The organism is Ewingella sp. C233 (assembly GCF_055407225.1).
On the sequence record NZ_JBUZRI010000005.1, the window covers coordinates 1 to 21,558 of the forward strand.

Below are 21,558 nucleotides of genomic sequence, written 5' to 3' on the forward strand. Positions count from 1 at the left end.
AGAAGTTTCCATTGGTGCAGCTGGCAGTGAGCGTCGTCTGACTAATCTGGCTGCCGGTGCTGCTTTGACTGATGCAGTGAACGTTTCTCAGCTGAAATCAGTGGCCGACGAAGCGGTTCAGTACGATAAAAACGGCGATGGTACGGTGAATTACAACAGTGTCACGATGGGGGGGACTGCGTACAACAACACCACTCACACCGGTGGTACCAAAATTACCAACGTGGCCGATGGTTCTGCTGCGAGTGACGCGGTTAACTTCTCGCAGCTGACCAATACCAACAACAACATCAACAATATCTACGCCACCGGCACCAAGTATTTCCACGCTAACTCTACCGGTACAGATTCGTCTGCCACCGGGACAGATGCCGTGGCAATCGGTATGGGCGCGGTAGCCGATATCGCACGCAGTGTTGCACTGGGTGACGGCGCAAGCACGCTGGCCGCAGTCGGGACAGCAGGCACCAAGATCCTGGGTGTTGACTACGCATTTGCTGGCACTGCGCCAGTAGGCACCGTCAGTATTGGTAGCAAAGGTGCCGAGCGTACTCTGACTAACCTGGCAGCAGGCAGCCTGAGCGCCACCAGTACTGACGGCGTTAACGGTTCACAGCTGTTTGCCACCAACACGGCACTCAGTACGATCACTGGTGATGTCACCAATCTGGATGCGGGCTCAGTAAAATATGACAAGTTCGTTGATGGTACCGTGAACTACAACAGTATGACGATGGGTGGCGACACCTATAACAACACTACCCATACCGGTGGCACGAAAATCACCAACATCGCTGATGGTTCTGACCCAAGCGATGCGGTTAACTTCTCGCAGCTGACCGAAACCAACAACAACATCAATAACATCTATGCCACCGGCACCAAGTACTTCCACGCCAACTCAACCGGAACAGATTCTTCTGCCACGGGCCTTGATGCGGTCGCGATTGGTATGGGTGCAGTTGCGGATGTTGCACGCAGTGTGGCACTGGGTGATGGCGCGACAACGCAGGCAGTGGTGGCAACGACAGGCACAACCATTCTCGGTACCGACTATGCCTTCGCAGGCGCTGCGCCAATTGGGACAGTCAGTATCGGTTCTGCGGGTGCTGAGCGTACGCTGACCAACATGGCGGCGGGTCGTCTGAGTGCAGACAGTACCGATGGCGTCAACGGTTCCCAGTTGTATGCCACTAATCAGGCGCTCAACAACCTGGATATTAGCTTCACAGACCTGGATAACCATGCTGTGAAATATGACACTAACGTTGACGGTACTGCGAACTACAACAGCGTCACGATGGGTGGTGACACCTATAACAGCACCATGCACACCGGCGGTACCAAAATTACCAACGTGGCGGATGGCTCTGCGCCAAGTGATGCGGTCAACTTCTCTCAGCTGACTGAAACCAATAACAGCATCAAGAACGTTTACAGTAACGGGACCAAGTACTTCCACACGAACTTAACCGGTACTGATTCGTCTGCAACGGGTGCTGAAGCCGTGGCGATTGGTCAGAGTGCAACGGCGAGCGCGATGAACTCCATTGCTATCGGTAACGGTGCTGAAGCCAGTACGGACAACAGTGTTGCATTGGGTAATGGCGCGAAAACGCAGGCTGCCGTCGGCACCAGCGGGATCACCATTCAGGGTCAGAACTACGCCTTTGCAGGTTCTGCACCAGTGGGTACGGTCAGCGTCGGCGACGCCGGTGCAGAACGCACGATCACCAACGTGGCAGCAGGCCAGATCACGGCGTCCAGCACCGATGCGGTGAACGGTTCTCAGCTGTACGCAGTGGCGGATGCAGTTAACAACATCAACGGTGGTATCGCCAATCTCGACAACCGTTCGGTTAAATATGACGTCAACAATGACGGCACCACCAACTACAACAAGATCACGCTGGCCGGTGGGCCAACCACGATCACGAACGTTGCAGCGGGTACTCAGGACAGCGATGCGGTGAACTACGCGCAGCTGGAAGTGGTGTCGACGCAAGTGACCAATATCTCCAACGGTACCGACGGCATGTTCCAGGTCAACAACACCAGCAACCTGCCGAAACCAAAACCAACGGGCAAGGATTCTACTGCCGGTGGTGCGGGTGCGGTGGCTTCAGGTGATAACAGCGTGGCCTTAGGTTCTAACTCAAGCGCAACAGCCTCTAACTCTGTCGCTCTGGGTTCAAACTCTGTTGCCGACCGTGACAATACCGTGTCTATGGGCTCTGCGGGTCATGAACGCCAGATAACCAACGTCGCCGCGGGTACAAGCGGGACTGATGCGGTCAACGTTAACCAGCTCAAGTCCGGCATTGCCGATGCAAATCAATACACCGACAACAAGTTTGGTGACCTGAAAAACCTGGTTGATGGCAACAAAGACAAGCTGAGTGCCGGTATTGCGGGCGCGATGGCGATGGCGAGTCTGCCACAACCTTATGCACCAGGCGCAAGCATGGTGAGCATGGGTGGCGGTACCTATCAGAATCAGTCAGCGGTTGCGTTGGGTGTTTCTGCTATCTCCGACAACGGCAAGTGGGTGACCAAACTGTCCGGTACCACCAACAGCCAGGGTGACCTGGGTGCAGCCGTCGGCGTGGGCTACCAGTGGTAATACTCGCTCATTATTGATGTACAGAAAGATGACCCCCGGCATGACGCCGGGGGTATATACACAAATTTAGCAGTAATAGGATGATGTTAATGAACACGAAACAAGCAGGTCTGGCAGCACTCGTCGGCGGTCTGTTGTTACTTTCGGGTTGCACTCACTCCACCAGTAACGTGGACGCTCAGGGCATGACGGACAAACCGGTCTTCCCGGAAATGTCTTCAGCCGCAAGAACCGAAGGCAGCTTCGTCAATCTTGACAACCTAAAACAGGTCCGCAAAGGTGACACCAAAGCTCAACTGTATGAGCTGATCGGTACGCCGCACTTCTATGAAGGGACTTTCCGCGTGAAAGAGTGGAACTACATATTCCACTTCACCAAAGCGGATAACACGGTGTTGACCTGCCAGTACAAAGTGCTGTTCGACAGCCATATGCAGGCGCAGAGCTTCTACTTCCTGCCAGAGAATTGTCTCTCTCTGCTGGACGCGAAAAAAGCGGCACCGGTATTGCCGGCCGCAGTTGCCCATCAGGAATTCACCGCTAAAAGCTTGTTCGCCTTTGGCCGTGCCTCACTGAGCCAGGAAGGTGTAACACAGGTACAAAACATGGCGAAGGGGCTGAAAACGGCTGATCTCACTGACCGTAAAGTCGTGGTTTCCGCTTACACCGACCGCATAGGCAAACCGGCCGACAATGTACGGTTGTCCGAAGCCCGTGCGGCATCGGTTAAACAGCTGCTGGTGGCCGAGGGTATTCCCGCAGCCAACATCATCACCCGTGGTTTAGGTGACAGCGAGCCGCGCGTTCAGTGCGCGGGCAGCAAGTCCCCTGCGGTGATCCAGTGTCTGGCGCCAAACCGCCGGATGGTTGTCGACGTCGTTAACGCCCACTAAGAGCCCATTACTATGCGTATAAATTCCACTTTAATCAGGACTGCCCTCGGCAGTTTTATTGGCCTGATCTGTTGTCAGGCTATTTCAGCACCGGCGGATTTGAACGTGAAATCCATCAGCGTTCCGGCTTACAGCCTGATCACGGATGCCTTAATCGCAGCCACGCCGACGTTGAAAGGCCAGCGCAATGATGCGGTAATGCAACTGGTCTGCGACCTGGCGCGCGGCACGAAAAGCCAGCAACAAGTCAATGACGTGCTGAAACAAAACAACGTTGAAGTGGAAAATATACCCACCACCGGCAATGGACTTTCATTGTTAGTCAATAATAATGCCGCCATGCAGAGCACCGCCTGTGCGGCATATATTGCTACTTCACTTTTCTCTCCGGTCAATAACAGCGTGTTATTCGACGTGGTTAAAGACGAGAAAGACAAAAATAAAGACAAGGCCACGCTGAACCCTGAGAAATTTTCACAGGAAATGCGTCTGCGGATGTCCATCGCGCAGGCCACGGCACAAATGTATGCGGTCATTGCCGGTAATCTCAGTAAAGATAATAACCTGAGCTGGGCCGACCAACAAAATGACGTCGTGCGTATTGTTGCGCGCTATGCGCCGCAATATTTGCAGTCGCTCAAGAATATCTACAGTTCAGGTCAGGGCATTTATACGCCAGTCAATATTGACGCGAAAAGCTATGACGTTATTGACAGCAGCGGCCACGAGTTGATGCAAAACGCACAAGGGCCAATATTGACTTACCGTGGCGTCGAGTGGCTGGGCAATGGCAAGATTTTAGGTAAAGAGTATTTTGTGGATGTACGGGTGATGGGTTCCCCTGCGCCGGTCAAAGTAGCGAAAAAGAAACGCTAGGCAGTGAGAGTTCGCCTTAAGCCAATAGCCAGTAAATTAAGGTTTTTTGCTATATAAAACAGGTTGTTATGTAAGATCGCTCCGCGCTATTTCGGCATAAGCCGGGGGGCAATACACGTCACCTGATTTCTTATGAAGCACAAGTCAAAAGACTTCAATTTTGATTCAGAGGTGAGCCACTTAATCTGTGCTCAGCAGCAAGAGATTCGGGCCTTAGAAAAATCAGAGATAAAGAGCAATGAATTCATTGCCGTACCGCAGGGAAAGTCAGTCGTCCCCAAGGCGTTGATGACGTCCACTTAAGAAATACTTAAAACAGAACATCATCTTAGAAACTTAGGCAGCATTATCTCCTGATAAACCTTATTTTTTCGATGTTTTAAGATGAGCAGTAAGAGTAGTGCGGCTTGTGACATTTAACACTATATAAAACGCACGATGCAGTATAAAAAATTGGAAACAAGGTGAATGTCAGTACAAGTGATTGCCCGCAGTCTGCTTTGAGACATTATCCTTGATATTGCCGTGTGTATTGTAAGATCTAAAGGGAAATATATAATCACCCGCATTATATATAGGGATATTATATGTTTATTCAAAATTTTTTAGGCGGTCAGGTTGTTCTCACGCGCTTAAATAAACAGAAGCTGAAATATCCTGCCACAAAGGGTTAAGAGGCAACCATGTGTATCTATATTATTACGGACGATAGTTATTTCTTTACCGGACTAAAAGGCCTTATGGGGCAGACCATCAGTGATGAATTTATTAATCTGAAGTCTGAGAGCGTATTCTCTTTTTTCAAAGATAAAGAAATTGAGGGTGGCGATGTATTTGTTATCGCTTCAGACTCTTTCTCGCTTAATCTCTCTTTATTACTGTATTTGAAAGATGCGCCGGCTACATTATTGCTGGGCGATAATAAGGCGAATGAAGCACTGAACAACAACCTGCCGTCAGCGGTCATTAGAAATGATGCAACAGCAGGCGATATTCTGACGTTGATCACCCATGAACGCAGACAGTATCGCGATGTGATGTTCCCTGAAATGACCGAGCGTGAGCGCACCGTGCTGTTGTACACCTTAAAAGGGATCCCTGTGAAATCCATCAGCAGCATTATGGAAATATCGATTAAAACAATTTATGCGCACCGGAAAAATGGTTTCTCTAAAGTCGGCGCCAGAAGTATTATGGATTTTAGCCGGATGGAAAACATCTGTGCCGCGAGACCACCGATGATCGCGGAATATTTTTCGATGCTTTGAATACACACCACGCAGGGAATATTAAAATATCTTAATCAATGCGGAAGCGGTGATTCGCCACTTATTTATAGCACACGCTTTTTAATGTGGCAGAGACCCAAAATTAGCCCCCCGCGCCGACGACATTTAACATATATATTTAATCGAATACGTGTGGGGTTCCCGTTGTTCGTTTTTGCACACCGTCCACCGATGGTGGAAGGGCGTTGCCATTGGGTGAATTCAGCGGGCAGCCGGTGAGCAGAAATACCGGGGCGGTCAGGGCAGGGTAAGCAACCCGCTGAACTTTGCGGAACATATTGATCCTTATTTATATTATCGTCAGTCTGCGTCTATACTGCCTGCATCTTTGGGAAGATCAACTGAGAATAATCATCATGACGGAAATGGAAAAAGCCTTGGCAGGGCTGCTCTATGATGCCAATTACGACCCGCTGATACTCGAACAGCGTCAGGTCGCCAAGCGCGCGCTGTTCGAATACAACCATATGCATCCGGATGATATTGACGAGCGCGTCGAACTGATGAAAAACCTGCTGGCCAAAACCGGTGAGTCGCTGGTGATCGAGTCACCGTTCCACTGCGATTACGGTTTTAACATTGAAATCGGTGAGAACTTCTATTCCAACGTCAATCTGGTGATCCTCGACGGCGCGAAAGTGACCATCGGCGACAATGCCTTTATTGCGCCCAATGTTGGCATCTATACCGCCGGTCATCCGGTAGACCACTCACGCCGCAATCAGGGGCTGGAATACGCTCTGCCGATCACCATTGGTAATAATGTCTGGATCGGCGCGGGCGTCAGCGTGCTGCCGGGTGTCACCATTGGTGATAACTGCGTGATCGCCGCAGGCAGCATCGTTAACCGTGATATTCCTGCCAATTCCATTGCTGCGGGTAATCCGTGCAAAGTGATTCGCCCGATTAACGACAGTGATGCGCAGAAGTTCAGCGCCTGATGTTATTTTAACGATTTATCATCATTTTCCCTTATTGCGTGTACGAAATTTCCCACGGCAATAAGGGAATCCTCCCACTTCGTCCCCGTTATGTCTGAAATGCGGTTTCCCGCTTCCGATTGACCCTTTGCGGGTTAGGATTCTTCTTGCCACTTTGATAGCATTCTTCATCAGGGAAGCGTGAGAAATAATGAAAGTCTGTTCTGCCGCATTTGATTTCTCTATTTAATCAATCCGCATACATCAATAAAATAATAACGGGTCACTCCCGTGCTTTGTGACATCTCAATAAAATGAGTAAGGTTGAATCATATCCACGCGTAGGGCAATTAACCCACTAAAATTTCACATAAAATCAGTGTGTTAATTATTTTCCTCTCTGCTGCATAAATCACCCTCCCGACAATGATGATCCGACGGTCACTCTTTTCTTTGCACTTTCCCCAGATTCAATTGATCACCAACAGAATAATTTACAATTAAGGAGTATTACCGTGAGTAAAGTGGTTGATGTTATTTCCCGTAAAACGGCGGTAAAAACGGCTTTAGCCAGTGAAGGCAATTTATCTGTTTTTTTGCAAGAACCGAGCGTAGTGATGGTGCATGCCTCCGCGCATGACGTTGCGCGTTATGAACGCGCAGGCAAAGATCTGTTGATCCACATGAAAGATGGCAGCGTCATCCGCTGCAATGGCTATTTCGTCGAAGATGGTGAGCAGAACCATGGCGAACTGGTGTTCCAGGACGACGCCACCCGGACCCTGACCCACGTTGAGTTCGCCGATACCGGCGACGCACTGGGTTTACAGTCCATTATTCTTCACCCGACAGAAACCATACTGACCAGCCTTGACCCGCTGATGATCGACGCTACGTTCAGCGATCTGCCGTGGGGCATGATTGCCGCTGGCGTGCTGGGCGGTGGCGCGGTGGGCGCACTGCTGGCACACGGCGGTAACGATGGCGGCGGCACTACCGTTATCGACAATACCAAAGACGTCGAAGTGGCGAATCCGACCTTTATGGTCAGCGACAAACAGGGCGATCGTCAGGGGTTACTCAGCACCCACGACGTAACCGACGACACCCAACCGACCTTCAGCGGTACCGGCCAGCCGGGTGCCAGCATTCAGATTAAAGACGCGAACGGCAGCGTGATCGCCAGTGCACAGGTGGCGGCCAACGGGACCTGGTCAGCCCAATTGCCCGCGCAAAGCGCAGGTACGCATCAATATTCCGTGGTGCAGATTAACGGCGATAAAACCACCTCAGCCGGTGACATCACCCTGAACGTTGTCACTGCCAATGCCACGCTGACTCTCGATACGCTCGCGGGCGACAACGTACTGAACGCGGCTGAACAGAGCGCCGCGGTGACCGTCTCCGGGCAAAGTTCTGATCTGGCCTCCGGCACCGCGCTGACCGTGACGCTTAACGGTAAAACTTACCAGACCACCGTTGGCGACAACGGCGCATGGAGCCTCACTGTTCCGGCTGCTGACGCCGCCGCACTGGCAGACGGCGTACACACCGTTTCGGTCAGCGGTAAAGACACTGCGGGCAACACCCTTTCCGGCAGCGCGACGCTTACCGTCGATACTCAGCCGCCGTCGCTTGCTATTAACACGGTGTCAACGGACGACATGATCAACGCCGCTGAATCCGGTCAGGCGCTGGTTCTGAGCGGCACCAGCGATGCCGAAGCAGGGCAGAAAGTCACCGTGACGCTTAACGGCAAAAGCTATGAAGCCACGGTCAATGCCGACGGCTCATGGAGCACCACTGTGCCTTCCGCTGACGTCGCCACACTGACCAACGGCGACTACTCCATCAGCGCCTCTGTCAGCGACAAAGCCGGGAACAGCAGCAGTACAGAACACACTATTACCGCCGATATCACGGTGCCAACCGTCAGTATTGACACCATCGCCGGTGACAATGTGATCAACGGTCTGGAGCATGTGCAGGCGCAGACCATCAGCGGTTCCAGCAGCGGCGCAGTGGCAGGTGACAAAGTCACCGTGACCATCGACGGCCACACTTACACCACGCTGCTGGATGCCAACGGCAATTGGAGCGTAGGTGTTCCGGCCGATGTTATTAAAGGCCTGTCTGATGGTAGCTATACCGTCGGCGTGAGCATCACCGACGCCGCAGGCAATACTGGCAGCCATACTCAGGAAATCACGGTCACCACCACCAGCGCGAATCTGACTATTGATACGCTGGCGGAAAACAACGTGATCAATGCTGTTGCCAAGGGACATGATCTGACACTGAGCGGCACCAGTAATCTGGCCGACGGCACGCAGGTCACCATTACCCTCAACGGCAAAGAGTACACCGCGACCGTCAACGGCGGGCTATGGAACGCCACCGTACCGGCGGCTGACGTGGCCGAGCTCGGCGAAGCCCGTTACACTCTTAATCTCAGCGCGACCGACGCCAACGGCAACCCGACGAGCATCACGCATTCTGTGCAGGTCGACAGCGCACTGCCGATTGTCACCATCAACAGCGTGACCAGCGATGACATTCTGAACGAGGCCGAAATCGGCAGCGACCAGACAATCTCCGGGCGCGTCACTGGCGCGGCCGCAGGCGACACCGTCACCGTTAATGTCGGCGGCAAAGCCTACAGCGCCACGGTGGAAGCGGATCTGAGCTGGAAAATCACCCTTACGGCGCAGGATCTGGCCGCTCTCGGCGACGGCGAACTGAGCGTCACCGCGTCTGTGACCAACGGCCACGGCAACACCGGCGACGGCTCGCGTGACATTTTGATTGACGCCAACCTGCCGGGCCTGCGCATCGACACCGTGGCGGGCGATGACATCGTTAATGCTATCGAACACCAGCAGAACCTGCTCGTCACCGGCACCAGTACCGATCTGGCGGCGGGCAGCAGCATCACCGTCACCATCAATGGCGTTGATTATCCCGCGACCATCAAAGCCGATGGCAGCTGGAGTGCCGCGATACCGGCGATAGACGTAGCACACTGGCCAGCCGGTGGCCTGACCGTAAGCGCCAGCGGCGCGGACAGTTCCGGTAACCCGGTACAGATTGACCACGGCATTGAGGTTGACCTCTCGCCGGTCGCCATTGCCATCGATCCTGTGACTGCTGACAACGTGCTCAACGCCGCGGAAAAAGGCGCAGATCTGACGCTTTCCGGCATATCGCAAAATGTCGAAGCCGGTCAGACCGTTACCATCAGCTTCGCCGGTCACACCTATACCGCCACGGTGGACGCCAACGGCGTCTGGAGCACCACGGTGCCTGCCGCCGATATGGCAAACCTGAAAGACGGTGACACCAACGTGACTGTCAGCGTCACTAACGTGAACGGCAACAGTGCCGGTGCAGGCCAGCAGGTAAGCGTAGATGCCACGGCACCGACGCTGTCGGTCGATAACATCACCAGCGACAACATTCTCAATGCCGCCGAAGTGGGCGCCGATCTGACTCTCAGCGGTACTTCAAACGCCGAAGCTGGCCAGACTGTCACCGTGAAACTTAACGGCGTGGATTACACCGCAACCGTGCAGGCCGACGGCAGCTGGAGCGCCACGGTTTTGCAGGGTGATCTGGCTAAACTCACCGACGGCAACTACCGCGTCGAAGCCTCGGTAGCCGATAAGGCAGGTAACCCGTCAGCTGCTGCGCGCGACGTGCTGGTTGACGTCACCGCACCGGTAGTGGGCATCAACACCACCGCAGGCGATAACGTAATCAATGCCACCGAACACGGTCAGGCGCAGGTCATTACCGGCACCAGCAGCGGTGCCGTAGCAGGCGATAAAGTGCGGGTCACCGTAGACGGCCATGAATACATCACCACGGTAGACGCCAGCGGCAACTGGAGCATCGGCGTACCGGCGGGTGTGGTGAAAGGGCTGGCCGACGGTTCAGTCTCCCTCACTGCCAGTATCACCGACAAAGCGGGTAACACCGGCAGCGATCAGCAAACCGTGATGGTGAATACCGCCACGCCAGCACTGACCATTGACACCCTCGCGGGTGACGATGTGGTGAATGCAGTCGAAAAGGGCGCTGACCTGTTGTTGAGCGGCACCAGTAATCTGGCCGACGGCAGCATCGTGACCGTCAGTCTGAACGGCACTGACTACGCGGCCACGGTCACCGGCGGTGTGTGGAGCACCACCGTACCGGCCAGCGACGTGGCAAAACTGGGCGAAGCGAATTATCTCGTCACGGCCAGCACCACCGATGCCGATGGCAACACTGGCAGCGCCAGCCACACATTACTGGTCGACAGCGCCATTCCGACCGTGGTCATCAACGCGGTGACGGCAGACAACGTGCTGAACGAAGCGGAAGTGGCGGTCGATCAAGTGATCTCCGGGCGCGTCACCGGTGCCGCAGCGGGTGACACTGTCACCGTGAATGTGGGCGGAAAAACCTACAGCGCCACCGTAGAAGGCGATCTGAGCTGGAAAGTGACCCTGCCTTCGCAGGACCTGACTGCGCTGGGCGACGGCGACCTGACGATCACCGCTTCCGTGACCAATCATCATGGCAACAGCGGCGACGGCTCACGCGACATCAGCGTGGACGCCAACCTGCCGGGCCTGCGTATCAACACCGTGGCAGGCGATGACATCATTAACGCCATCGAACACCAGCAGAATCTGATCGTGACCGGCACCAGCAGCGATCTACCAGCGGGCAGCACCGTGACGGTTTCTATCAACGGCGTTGATTATCAGGCTTCCGTTATGGCTGACGGCAGCTGGAGCGCCGCCGTGCCTTCCTCTGACGTGGCTGCGTGGCCGGCGGGCAGCGTGACTCTTGGTGCCACTGCGGCAGATATCTCAGGTAACCCGGTGAATATCGGTCATACCGTGACGGTAGATCTCAGCAGTGTTGCGGTGTCGATTGATACCGTGACCGCGGACAACATACTGAATGCGGCCGAAAAAGGCGCTGACCTCACGCTGTCCGGTTCCTCGCAGAATGTGGAAGCCGGTCAGACGGTAAACGTCCAGTTTGCGGGACACAGTTATCAGGCAACCGTGCAGGCAGACGGCGCGTGGAAAGTCACCGTTCCGGCGGCGGATATGACCAAACTGAAAGATGGCGATGCGAACGTCACGGTCAGCGTCACCAGCGTGAATGGAAATCATGCCACCGCCGGTCATGAGCTGAGCGTAGACACCACGGCCCCTGTGCTGTCGGTGGACAACATCACCAGCGATAACATTCTAAATGCCGCCGAAGCGGGCGCGGACTTGACCCTCAGCGGCACCTCGACCGCCGAAGCGGGCCAGACCGTGACCGTGAAACTGAACGGGGTGGAATACACCGCGACCGTGCAGACTGACGGCAACTGGAGCACCACCGTACCGCAGGCCGATTTGGCAAAACTCACCGACGGCAGCTACAGCGTTGAAGCGTCGGTCACCGATAAGGCAGGTAACCCGTCAGCCGCCGCGCGCGACGTGCTGGTGGATGTCACCGCACCGATAGTCAGCATCAATACCGTGGCAGGTGATGATGTGATCAACGCCACCGAACACGGTCAGGCGCAGATGATCAGCGGGACCAGCACCGGTGCCGTGGCAGGCGACAACGTTCTGGTCACCGTCGGCGGCCATGAATACACCACCACGGTTGACGCCAGAGGCAACTGGAGCATCGGCGTGCCTGCGGGTGTGGTGAAAGGGCTGGCCGACGGTTCAGTCTCCATCACCGCCAGCATCACCGACAAAGCAGGCAACACCGGCACTGATGCGCAAAACGTGACCGTCAACACCCAACTGCCGACCTTCACCATTGACGCCATTACCGGCGATAACGTACTGAATGACGTCGAAAAAGCCAGCGATCAGACCATCAGCGGTACCGCCAGCGGTCTGACCGACGGCGCGAAAGTGACCGTGACGCTAAACGGCGTGGATTATCAGGGCACCGTGACCGGCGGTATCTGGAGCGTTAACGTTCCGGCGGCCAACCTGAGCGCGCTGGGCGAGGCGATGTATCAGGTCACGGTCAGCGGCACGGATGCTTACGGCAACAGCAACAGTCAGGGCCAGTCACTTCAGGTGGCGTCCACGCTGCCGGGCGTGACCATCGATAGCATCACCAGTGACGACGTCCTCAACGCCGCAGAAATCGCGGTTGAACAGGTGATCTCCGGCCATGTGACCGCCGGTGCGGCAGCGGGTGATACCGTGACCGTTAATATTGGCGGCAAAGCGTATCAGGCCACCGTGGAAAGCGATCTCAACTGGAAAGTGACCGTACCGTCTACCGATTTGGTGGCGCTCGGCAATGGTGGCCTCACCGTCACCGCCAGCGTGACCGACGTCAACGGCAATACCGGCAACGGCTCGCGCGACATCAGCGTTGACGCTAACCTGCCGGGCCTGCGCATCGACACCGTGGCCGGTGACGACGTGATCAATAGCATCGAGCATGGTCAGAACCTGATTATCACCGGTTCGAGCAGCGATCTGGCAGCGGGCAGCAGCATCACCGTGGTTCTCAACGGCAAAAGCTACGCGGCCACCATTCTGGCGGACGGCAGCTGGAGCGCGGCAATACCGGCGAATGACGTCAGCAACCTGCCAGCAGGCAACCTGAACATCATCGCTGAGGGCAGCAGCAGCGCCGGTAACCCGGTCAGCATTAGCCACACCGTTAACGTAGATCTGGCCTCGGTCGCCGTCTCCATCGATACGGTTACGGCAGATAACGTGCTGAACGCAGCGGAAAAGGGCGCGGATCTGACGCTCTCCGGTTCCACGCAAAATGTGGAAGCGGGGCAGACCGTCCATGTGACCTTCGCTGGTCACACTTATCAGGCCAGCGTTGAGGCTGACGGTGCGTGGAAAGTCACCGTTCCGGCGGCGGACATGACGAATCTGAAAGACGGCGACGCCAGCGTAGTGGCGAATGTCACCAACGTGGCAGGCAACACCGCCAATGCGGCGCAGCAGTATGACGTTGACGTCACGGCACCGGTGATTTCCATCAATAACATCACCGCCGATAACGTACTGAACGCGGCTGAAACGGGCGCGGATCTGACGCTTTCCGGTACCTCAACCGCTGAAGCGGGCCAGACCGTCACTGTGAAACTGAACGGCGTGGATTACACCGCGACCGTGCGGGCTGACGGCAGCTGGAGCACCACCGTGCCGCAGGCTGATTTGGCGAAGCTCACCGACGGCGATTACCGCGTCGATGCGTCTGTCGCCGATAAGGCAGGCAACCCGTCGAGCGCGGCGCGTGACGTTGCGGTAGACACCACGCCGCCAACCGTCAGCTTCAATACCGTGGCGGGCGATGACGTGATCAATCTGGTCGAACACGGTCAGGCGCAGATCGTCAGCGGGTCCAGCACCGGCGCGGCGGCGGGCGATAACGTCCTCGTCACCATCGACGGTAAAACCTACACCACCAGCGTGGACGCCAGCGGCAACTGGAGCGTGGGCGTACCGGCCAATGTGGTCAGCGGCCTGAACGACGGCACCCACAGCATTGATGTCAGTATCACCGACGCCGCAGGTAACACCGGCACCGGCAGCCACGACGTGGTGGTCAACACCGGCGTTCCGGCGCTGAGTTTTAATGCGATTGCCGTGGACAACGTGCTGAATACCATCGAGAAGGGCGAAGCCCTGACCGTCAGCGGCACCGGCTCAAATCTGGCAGACGGTACGACGGTGACCGTCAACCTGAACGGCAAAAACTACAGCACCACTATGACCGGTGGCCAGTGGACGCTCAGCATTCCTGCAGGCGACGTGGCGAAACTGGGTGAAGCCAACTACACCCTGACCGTCAGCGCCACCAATGATATCGGCAACAGCATCAGCAACACCGCTGATCTGCTGGTGGACACTGCGGCGCCAACGGTTGTCATCAATCCGGTGACCTCAGATAACATCCTGAATGCGGCAGAAATTACCGTTGATCAGACGGTTTCTGGCCGCGTGACCCATGCGGCGGTGGGTGACACTGTCACCGTTAATATTGGAGGTAAAACCTATACGGCGACGGTTGCAGCGGATCTCAGCTGGAAAGTTACCGTTCCTGCCGAGGATCTGACCGCGCTCGGCGACGGCGGCCTGACTATCACTGCCTCCGTGACCAATGGTCACGGCAATAGCGGCGACGGTTCGCGTGATATCAGCGTGAATGCCAATCTGCCGGGCTTGCGCGTGGATACCGTGGCGGGCGACGATGTGGTCAACAGCATTGAACATCATCAGAACCTGATTATCAGCGGCACCAGCAGCGATTTGACACCGGGCAGCAGCATCACCGTGAACGTCAACGGTGTGGATTATCCGGCTACCATCAAAGCTGACGGCAGTTGGAGCGCTGCCGTTCCGGCGGCTGATGTCTCAGCATGGCCAGCGGGCACTATCAACGTCACGGCCAGCGGCGCGGATGCCTCCGGTAACCCGGTGCAGATTCAGCACACGGTTGAGGTGGATCTGGCCGCCGTTGCGGTTTCTGTGGATACCGTGACCGCCGATAACGTGATTAACGCCGCTGAAAAAGGGGCTGACCTGACGCTCTCCGGTTCCACGCAAAATGTGGAAGCGGGACAGAAGGTGACGGTGACTTTCGCCGGTCATACTTATCAGGCCAGCGTCGAGGCTGACGGTTCGTGGAAAGTCACCGTTCCGGCGGCGAACATGACGAAGCTGAAAGACGGCGACGCCAGTGTTTCTGTCAGCGTGAACAGTGTGAATGGCAACAGCGCCAGCGCGTCGCATGAACTGAGCGTGGATGCCAGCGCACCGGCACTGACCATCAATAACATCACCGACGACAATGTGCTGAACGCGGCCGAAGCAGGCGCGGATCTGACGCTTTCCGGTACCTCAACCGCCGAAGCGGGCCAGACCGTCACTGTGAAACTGAACGGCGTGGATTACACCGCGACCGTACAGGCTGACGGCAGCTGGAGCACCACCGTGCCACAGGCTGATTTGGCGAAGCTCACCGACGGCGATTACCGCGTCGAAGCGTCGGTCGCCGATAAGGCAGGCAACCCTTCTACTGCTGCGCGTGACGTCGCGGTAGACACCACGCCGCCAACCGTCAGCTTCAATACCGTGGCGGGCGATGACGTGATCAATCTGGCTGAACACGGTCAGGCGCAGATCGTCAGCGGGTCCAGCACCGGTGCGGCGGCGGGCGATAACGTCCTCGTCACTATCGACGGTAAAACCTACACCACCAGCGTAGACGCCAGCGGCAACTGGAGCATTGGCGTACCTGCCAATGTGATCAAAGGGCTGGCTGACGGCACCTTCACCCTGACCGCCAGCATTACTGATGCCGCCGGGAACACCGGTTTGGCGTCGCACGATATTGAGGTGAACGCGGCCAGCGTGGCCCTGAGCATCGATACTCTGGCGCAGGATGATGTGATCAACGCGGCGGAGAAAGGCGCGGCGTTGACCATCAGCGGCGACAGCACCTTGCTGCCATCCGGCACCGTGGTGACCGTGACCCTCAACGGTGTTTCGTACACCACCACCGTATTGCTCAACGGCCGCTGGACGCTCGACGTTCCGGCCAGTGACGTGGCAAAACTGGCGGAAGGTGCGCTGACCGTGACGGCCAGTGCGCATGACAGCGCCGGTAACAGCACGGCTACCCATCATGACCTCAGCGTGGACAGCGTGGCACCAACGCTCAGCATCGATACCCTGTCCGGCGACGACAGGCTCAATGCCGCCGAACGCGGGCAGGACCTGACCGTCAAAGGCAGCACCAGTGCCGAAGCTGGTCAGACCGTGACCGTCACGCTCAATGGCAAAGACTACCCCGCCACGGTGAATGCCGACGGTACCTGGTCGCTGTCTGTGCCTGCCGCCGATCTGGCGACCCTGACTGACGGCAATCTGACCGTTTCTGCCACCGTCAATGACAAAGCGGGCAATGGCGTCAGCCAGACGCATGACCTGATGGTGGATACCACGGCACCGGCACTGACTTTCGACACCGTCGCCGGTGACGATGTGATCAACAGCGCCGAACAATTGGCAGGCCAGACGCTCAGCGGCACCACCGATGCCGAAGCCGGGCAGCCGGTCATCGTCACTTTCAATCACCGTGAGTACAAAACGACCGTGGCTGCGGACGGCACCTGGAAAATCAACGTTCCGGCGTCTGATTTCCTCGGCGCAACCGACGGAAGCTATGTGGTCAGCGTCACCACGACCGACGTCGCGGGCAACAGCATTTCTGACAGCAAAACCGTCACCCTGAGCGGTGCCGCGCCAACTATCAGCATCGACACCTTCGCGGGTGACGATGTGGTCAGCGCCGCCGAGCACGGCACCTCGCACGTGATAAGCGGCACCACCACCGGTGCAGCAGCGGGCCAGACGGTGACCATTACGCTGAACGGGCAGAGTTACACCACCACCGTGGCAGCCGATGGCAGCTGGAAATACACCCTGAGCGCCAGCGCGGTACAGGCACTGGCCGATGGCGGCAGCTATGTGATCAACGCGTCAGTCAGTAACAGCATTGGCAACAGCGCGTCTGACCATCATGACATCAACGTAGATACCACGGCGCCGTCCATGGGCATCGCCATCAACAGCATTGACGGCGACAGCGGCCTGAGCAGCATCGACTTCATCACTGATCACAATCAGGTGACGATGAAAGGCAGCCTGACCGCCACGCTCGGTAATAACGAGAAGGCGCAAATCAGCCTCGACGGCGGCGCGACCTGGATTGATCTGACAGTGAATGGCACGGCGTGGTCTTACGCGCAGGGCACCCAACTGGCAGACGGCACGTACACCTACACCGTGCGGGTGATTGACGCGGCGGGCAACGTGGGGGCCACGGCATCGCAGGATGTGGTGATCGACACCGTGGCACCGGATGCTAGCAAGTCGATTTCGATTGATGCGGTTTCCCGTGACACCGGTCTGGATGCCAACGATTTCATCACCAGCGACAACACGCTGACGCTGAGCGGCAAATTGGGCGCGGCACTCGCCAGCGACGAACATGCGCAGATCAGTATCGACGGGGGTAAAACCTGGGTTGATGTGAATATCAGTGGCCTGAACTGGACCTACGTAGATGGCCGCACGCTGGCCGATGGGGATTATAACTATCAGCTGCGGGTGATTGATCAGGCAGGTAACGTCGGCGCGACGGCCAATCAGGTGGTCACTGTCGACACCACGCCGCCGGATGCCAGCAAAATCATCACTATTGATAGCATCAGCGATGACACCGGTCTGAGCGGCAATGATTTCATTACCTCTGACCAGACGCTGACCGTTCATGGTTCGCTGGCGACCAGCCTGCTGGATGATGAAACCGTGCAGATCAGTCTCGACGGTGGCACAACCTGGCTCAGTACCACGGTCATTGGCACGCAGTGGTCTTACGTGGATGGCCGCACCCTGACCGACGGCGTGCATCAGTACATAGTGCGGGTGGTGGATCAGGCCGGAAACGTTGGCCAGACCGCGACGCAAAACGTGACCGTCGATACCGTAGCACCGGACGCCAGTGAAACCATCAGCATTGACGGCATCACCCGTGACACCGGCCTGAGCGACAACGATTTCATTACCAGTGATACCTCGCTGACTCTCAACGGTTCGCTGGGGGCAAAACTTGCAGTCGGTGAAGTCGCGCAAATCAGTATGGACCATGGGGCAACCTGGACCACGGTGAACGTGACCGGCACGACGTGGACGTACACCGATGGCCGCACCCTGACTGACGGCAGCTACACCTACCAGATGCGGGTGGTGGATCAGGCAGGCAACGTGGGTCAGACCGCGTCGCAGGTGGTGATTATCGATACCACTGCGCCAACCCAGACCATGACGGTAGACGCCATCAGCACCGACACCGGTACGTCGGCCAGCGACTTCATCACCAGCGATACCTCGCTGACCCTGAGCGGCAGTTTCAGCGCCGCGCTGGGCAGCGATGAGCGCGGGCAGATCAGTCTCGACGGCGGCAACACCTGGCAGTTTGTGAATGTGAGTGGCAAAAACTGGACCTTCGATGATGGCCGCACGCTGACCGACGGCGTTTATCACTATCAGGTCCGGGTGATCGACACCGCCGGGAACGTCAGTGCGACGGGCAACCGCGATGTCACCATCGATACGCTGAGTCCGGACGCCACGCCGACCATCAATACTTATACGGATGATACCGGCGAACGTCAGGGCAGCTTCGGTGCTAACGTCATTACCGATGACACCACGCCGCTGCTGACCGGCTCGCTCTCTACCGGGCTGGCGACCGGTGAAATACTGGAAATCTGGCGCAACGGCGTGATGGTCGGCCATGCCACGGTCAACGGCACGGTGTGGACCTTCGCCGATACGCTAGGCGCGGATGGGACCTATCAGTACATCGCTAAAGCGGTGGATTTGGCGGGTAACATCACGGATTCGTCAGCGTTCGATCTGACGCTCGACACCAGCATCCCAACGACGACGGCGTCGGTGAATGCACTGAACACGGCAGATACCACGCCAATTCTGACCGGTACAGTGTCGGCGGATCTGGTTAACGGTCAGTACGTGGTGGTGACGGTGAACGGCGTGACGTACTCCTCGCAAGAGGGCGGTCGCGTGGTGGTGGACCCGGCCGCCAACACCTGGTATTTGCAGGTGCCGGATTCCGCCACGCTCGGTCTGCAAACTTACGACGTCACCGCGCAGGTGAAAAGCGGAGCCGGTAACGGGAATAACACGTCGATTGCGCATGGCTCTCTGGCGGTGACCGCAGACGTAGTGCATGACACCAGTTGGGCCAGTACGGCGGGTAACAGCAATAACAATGCCATGACCTTTGGTGTCAACAGCCACGGTCTGTGGTCCTTGTTTGCCAACCAGGTGGCGTACAGCAGTTCTGGGGTCGATGCCTATTCGACCAACAAACTGACCAATGCCCATGCCGGTACGCTGGTCAGCAGCACGCTGGCTGACTTTGACCGTAACGGCACTGCCGATATTATTGCGACAGACACCTATTACGGTGACTCGAAGCAACCGGTCTGGACCTTCGATGGTACCAACTACAGCGGCACGTCATGGGCGATGGGCACCACCATTTGGTACGGCGGCGTGATCGCCTATGACAAAACCGGTGATGGTTATCTGGACCTGGCCTACGGCGATGCCGGGGGTGACTCCCGTACCTATTTGGTCAACAACAAAGGCGTGATGGGGCTGGACGGCTCCGGCGGTACGGCGGGGCTGACCTCCATCGTGACCTACCGCGAGCTGTCCGGTATCGATATCAATAATGACGGTATTGTGGATCTGGTTCAGCACACTAACGGCAGCGGCACCAATGCATTGAGCATTATCAATAACAACGGTACCGGCAAACTGACGCTTGGGCAGAGCATCGCCAACGTGTTTGTGGCTAACGCCGCGAATACCACGACGGCGGCGTCCATGACCTGGGCCGATTTTAACGGCGACGGTTATATGGACCTGTACATTGGCAGCGGTACGGGTACGCAAACCGGTGGGGTGATCTACTACAACAACGGTAACGGTACGCTCTCCACGACCAAGAGCCTGGTCGAGGCCTCGAATGGCAGCGCCGGGTATATTTCAGCGGCGGTGGACTGGAACGGTGATGGTCAGATGGACATCATCAAACTGACGACTTACGGCGGTTCACAAACCGCCACGCTGTATACCAACAACAACAAAGGCACCAGCTGGAGTTCCAGCGTGCTGAAAACCGGTCTGGCTAACGTCACCGGTATCGCGACGATGGACTACAACTGGGACGGCGCGGTTGACCTGCTGGTTTCGCAGGTGAATGGCAAAGTTCAGCTGATCGAAAATACCAATAAGATCGCCGAAGGGACGGCGATTCACCTGCGTATTCTGGATGGCGAAGGCATTAACGTGTTCTACGGCAACACCGTGCAACTGTTCAACTCAGCCGGTATTTTGGTGGCCTCGGAAGTGATTAACGCCCAGTCAGGTCTTGGCACCAACGACACCTCGGCGCTGGTGAACTTCTACGGGCTGGATCCAAGCGAAACCTACTCGGCGGTGCTGGTACGTGCGATTAACGGCGTTTCAAGCAATGCCACCTGGGACGGTCTGGTGGCCGGTGACGGTAAGGAAAGCTACTCGCTCACCGCCGATGCCGCCACGGGAGGCCACAGCGGCACCATAACCGGCACGGGCTATAACGATACGTTTATCGCTGAGGAGGGGAGCTATACCTACGTGGGTTCCGGCGGCTGGGAAGCCACTTCCAACCACGCGACCTGGAGTGCGACCGGCGGCGAAGATATCGTCGACTTCAGGAATTCTACCGTGGGGATCACGGTTGACCTGAGCAACACCGGCGCGCAAAACACCGGCTACAACACCGCGACCTTCAACGGTATCGAAGGAATTGCCGGGACGGATCATGATGATGTGATCACCGGCAACAGTGGCAACAATATCTTTGAAGGACGCGGCGGCAACGACACGTTCAACATCGGTAACGGTGGCCACGACACGCTGTTGTACAAGCTGATTAACAGCACGGATGCCACCGGTGGCAACGGGTCTGACACGGTGAACGGCTTTACTGTCGGCACGTGGGAAGGCACGGCAGACACTGACCGCGTTGACATCAGCGACCTGTTGCAGGGCAGCGGCTATACCGGCACCGGCGGCGCCAGTTACGTCAACGGTGTGGCAACGCTGGATTCGGCGGCAGGCAACATCGGCGATTACGTCAAAGTCACCACCAGCGGCAGTGACACCGTGATTCAGATTGACCGTGACGGCAGCGGCGCAAGCTACGCACCGACGACCGTTGTGACACTGACCGGTGTCCATACAGATCTGGCGACGCTGCTGGCTAACCATCAACTGACGGTGGTCTAGTTAGCGGTATAAGTTAGGGTGATCCGCAACACCAAAGCG

Annotated in this window: 7 protein-coding genes; 6 read left to right on the plus strand and 1 reads right to left on the minus strand. The window is 56.7% G+C overall.

Annotation, left to right across the window (positions count from 1 at the left end):
* The 4 genes from ACZRKO_RS19285 to ACZRKO_RS19300 form a co-directional block, all read left to right on the plus strand.
* On the plus strand, positions 1–2,623 hold a 2,623-nt coding region (locus ACZRKO_RS19285; protein ID WP_463738854.1), incomplete at its 5' end, for a YadA family autotransporter adhesin.
* Positions 2,624–2,712: 89 nt separating this feature from the next.
* The gene (locus tag ACZRKO_RS19290) at positions 2,713–3,516 is read left to right on the plus strand and encodes an outer membrane protein assembly factor BamE (protein WP_463738855.1); all 804 of its coding nucleotides are present in this window, start codon (positions 2,713–2,715) and stop codon (positions 3,514–3,516) included.
* Positions 3,517–3,621: 105 nt separating this feature from the next.
* Positions 3,622–4,392, plus strand: coding sequence for a hypothetical protein (locus ACZRKO_RS19295; protein ID WP_463738856.1), 771 nt, complete (start codon positions 3,622–3,624; stop codon positions 4,390–4,392).
* 683 nt (positions 4,393–5,075) lie between these two features.
* A complete protein-coding gene (locus ACZRKO_RS19300) occupies positions 5,076–5,660 on the plus strand; it encodes a LuxR C-terminal-related transcriptional regulator (RefSeq protein ID WP_463738857.1) in 585 nt (194 codons plus the stop codon).
* Between the two features lie 139 nt (positions 5,661–5,799).
* Here the strand turns inward: ACZRKO_RS19300 and ACZRKO_RS19305 are convergent, their stop codons facing one another.
* Positions 5,800–5,958, minus strand: a complete 159-nt coding sequence (locus tag ACZRKO_RS19305) for a hypothetical protein (protein ID WP_463738858.1) — start codon at positions 5,956–5,958, stop codon at positions 5,800–5,802.
* A gap of 73 nt (positions 5,959–6,031) precedes the next feature.
* Between ACZRKO_RS19305 and ACZRKO_RS19310 the strand changes: the two genes are divergently transcribed.
* On the plus strand, positions 6,032–6,622 hold the full coding sequence (locus ACZRKO_RS19310) for a sugar O-acetyltransferase (protein WP_463739041.1): 591 nt from the start codon (positions 6,032–6,034) through the stop codon (positions 6,620–6,622).
* Positions 6,623–7,110: 488 nt separating this feature from the next.
* Complete coding sequence (locus tag ACZRKO_RS19315) at positions 7,111–21,519, plus strand: Ig-like domain-containing protein (RefSeq protein WP_463739042.1); 14,409 nt, start codon at positions 7,111–7,113, stop codon at positions 21,517–21,519.
* The last annotated feature ends 39 nt before the right edge of the window (positions 21,520–21,558 follow it).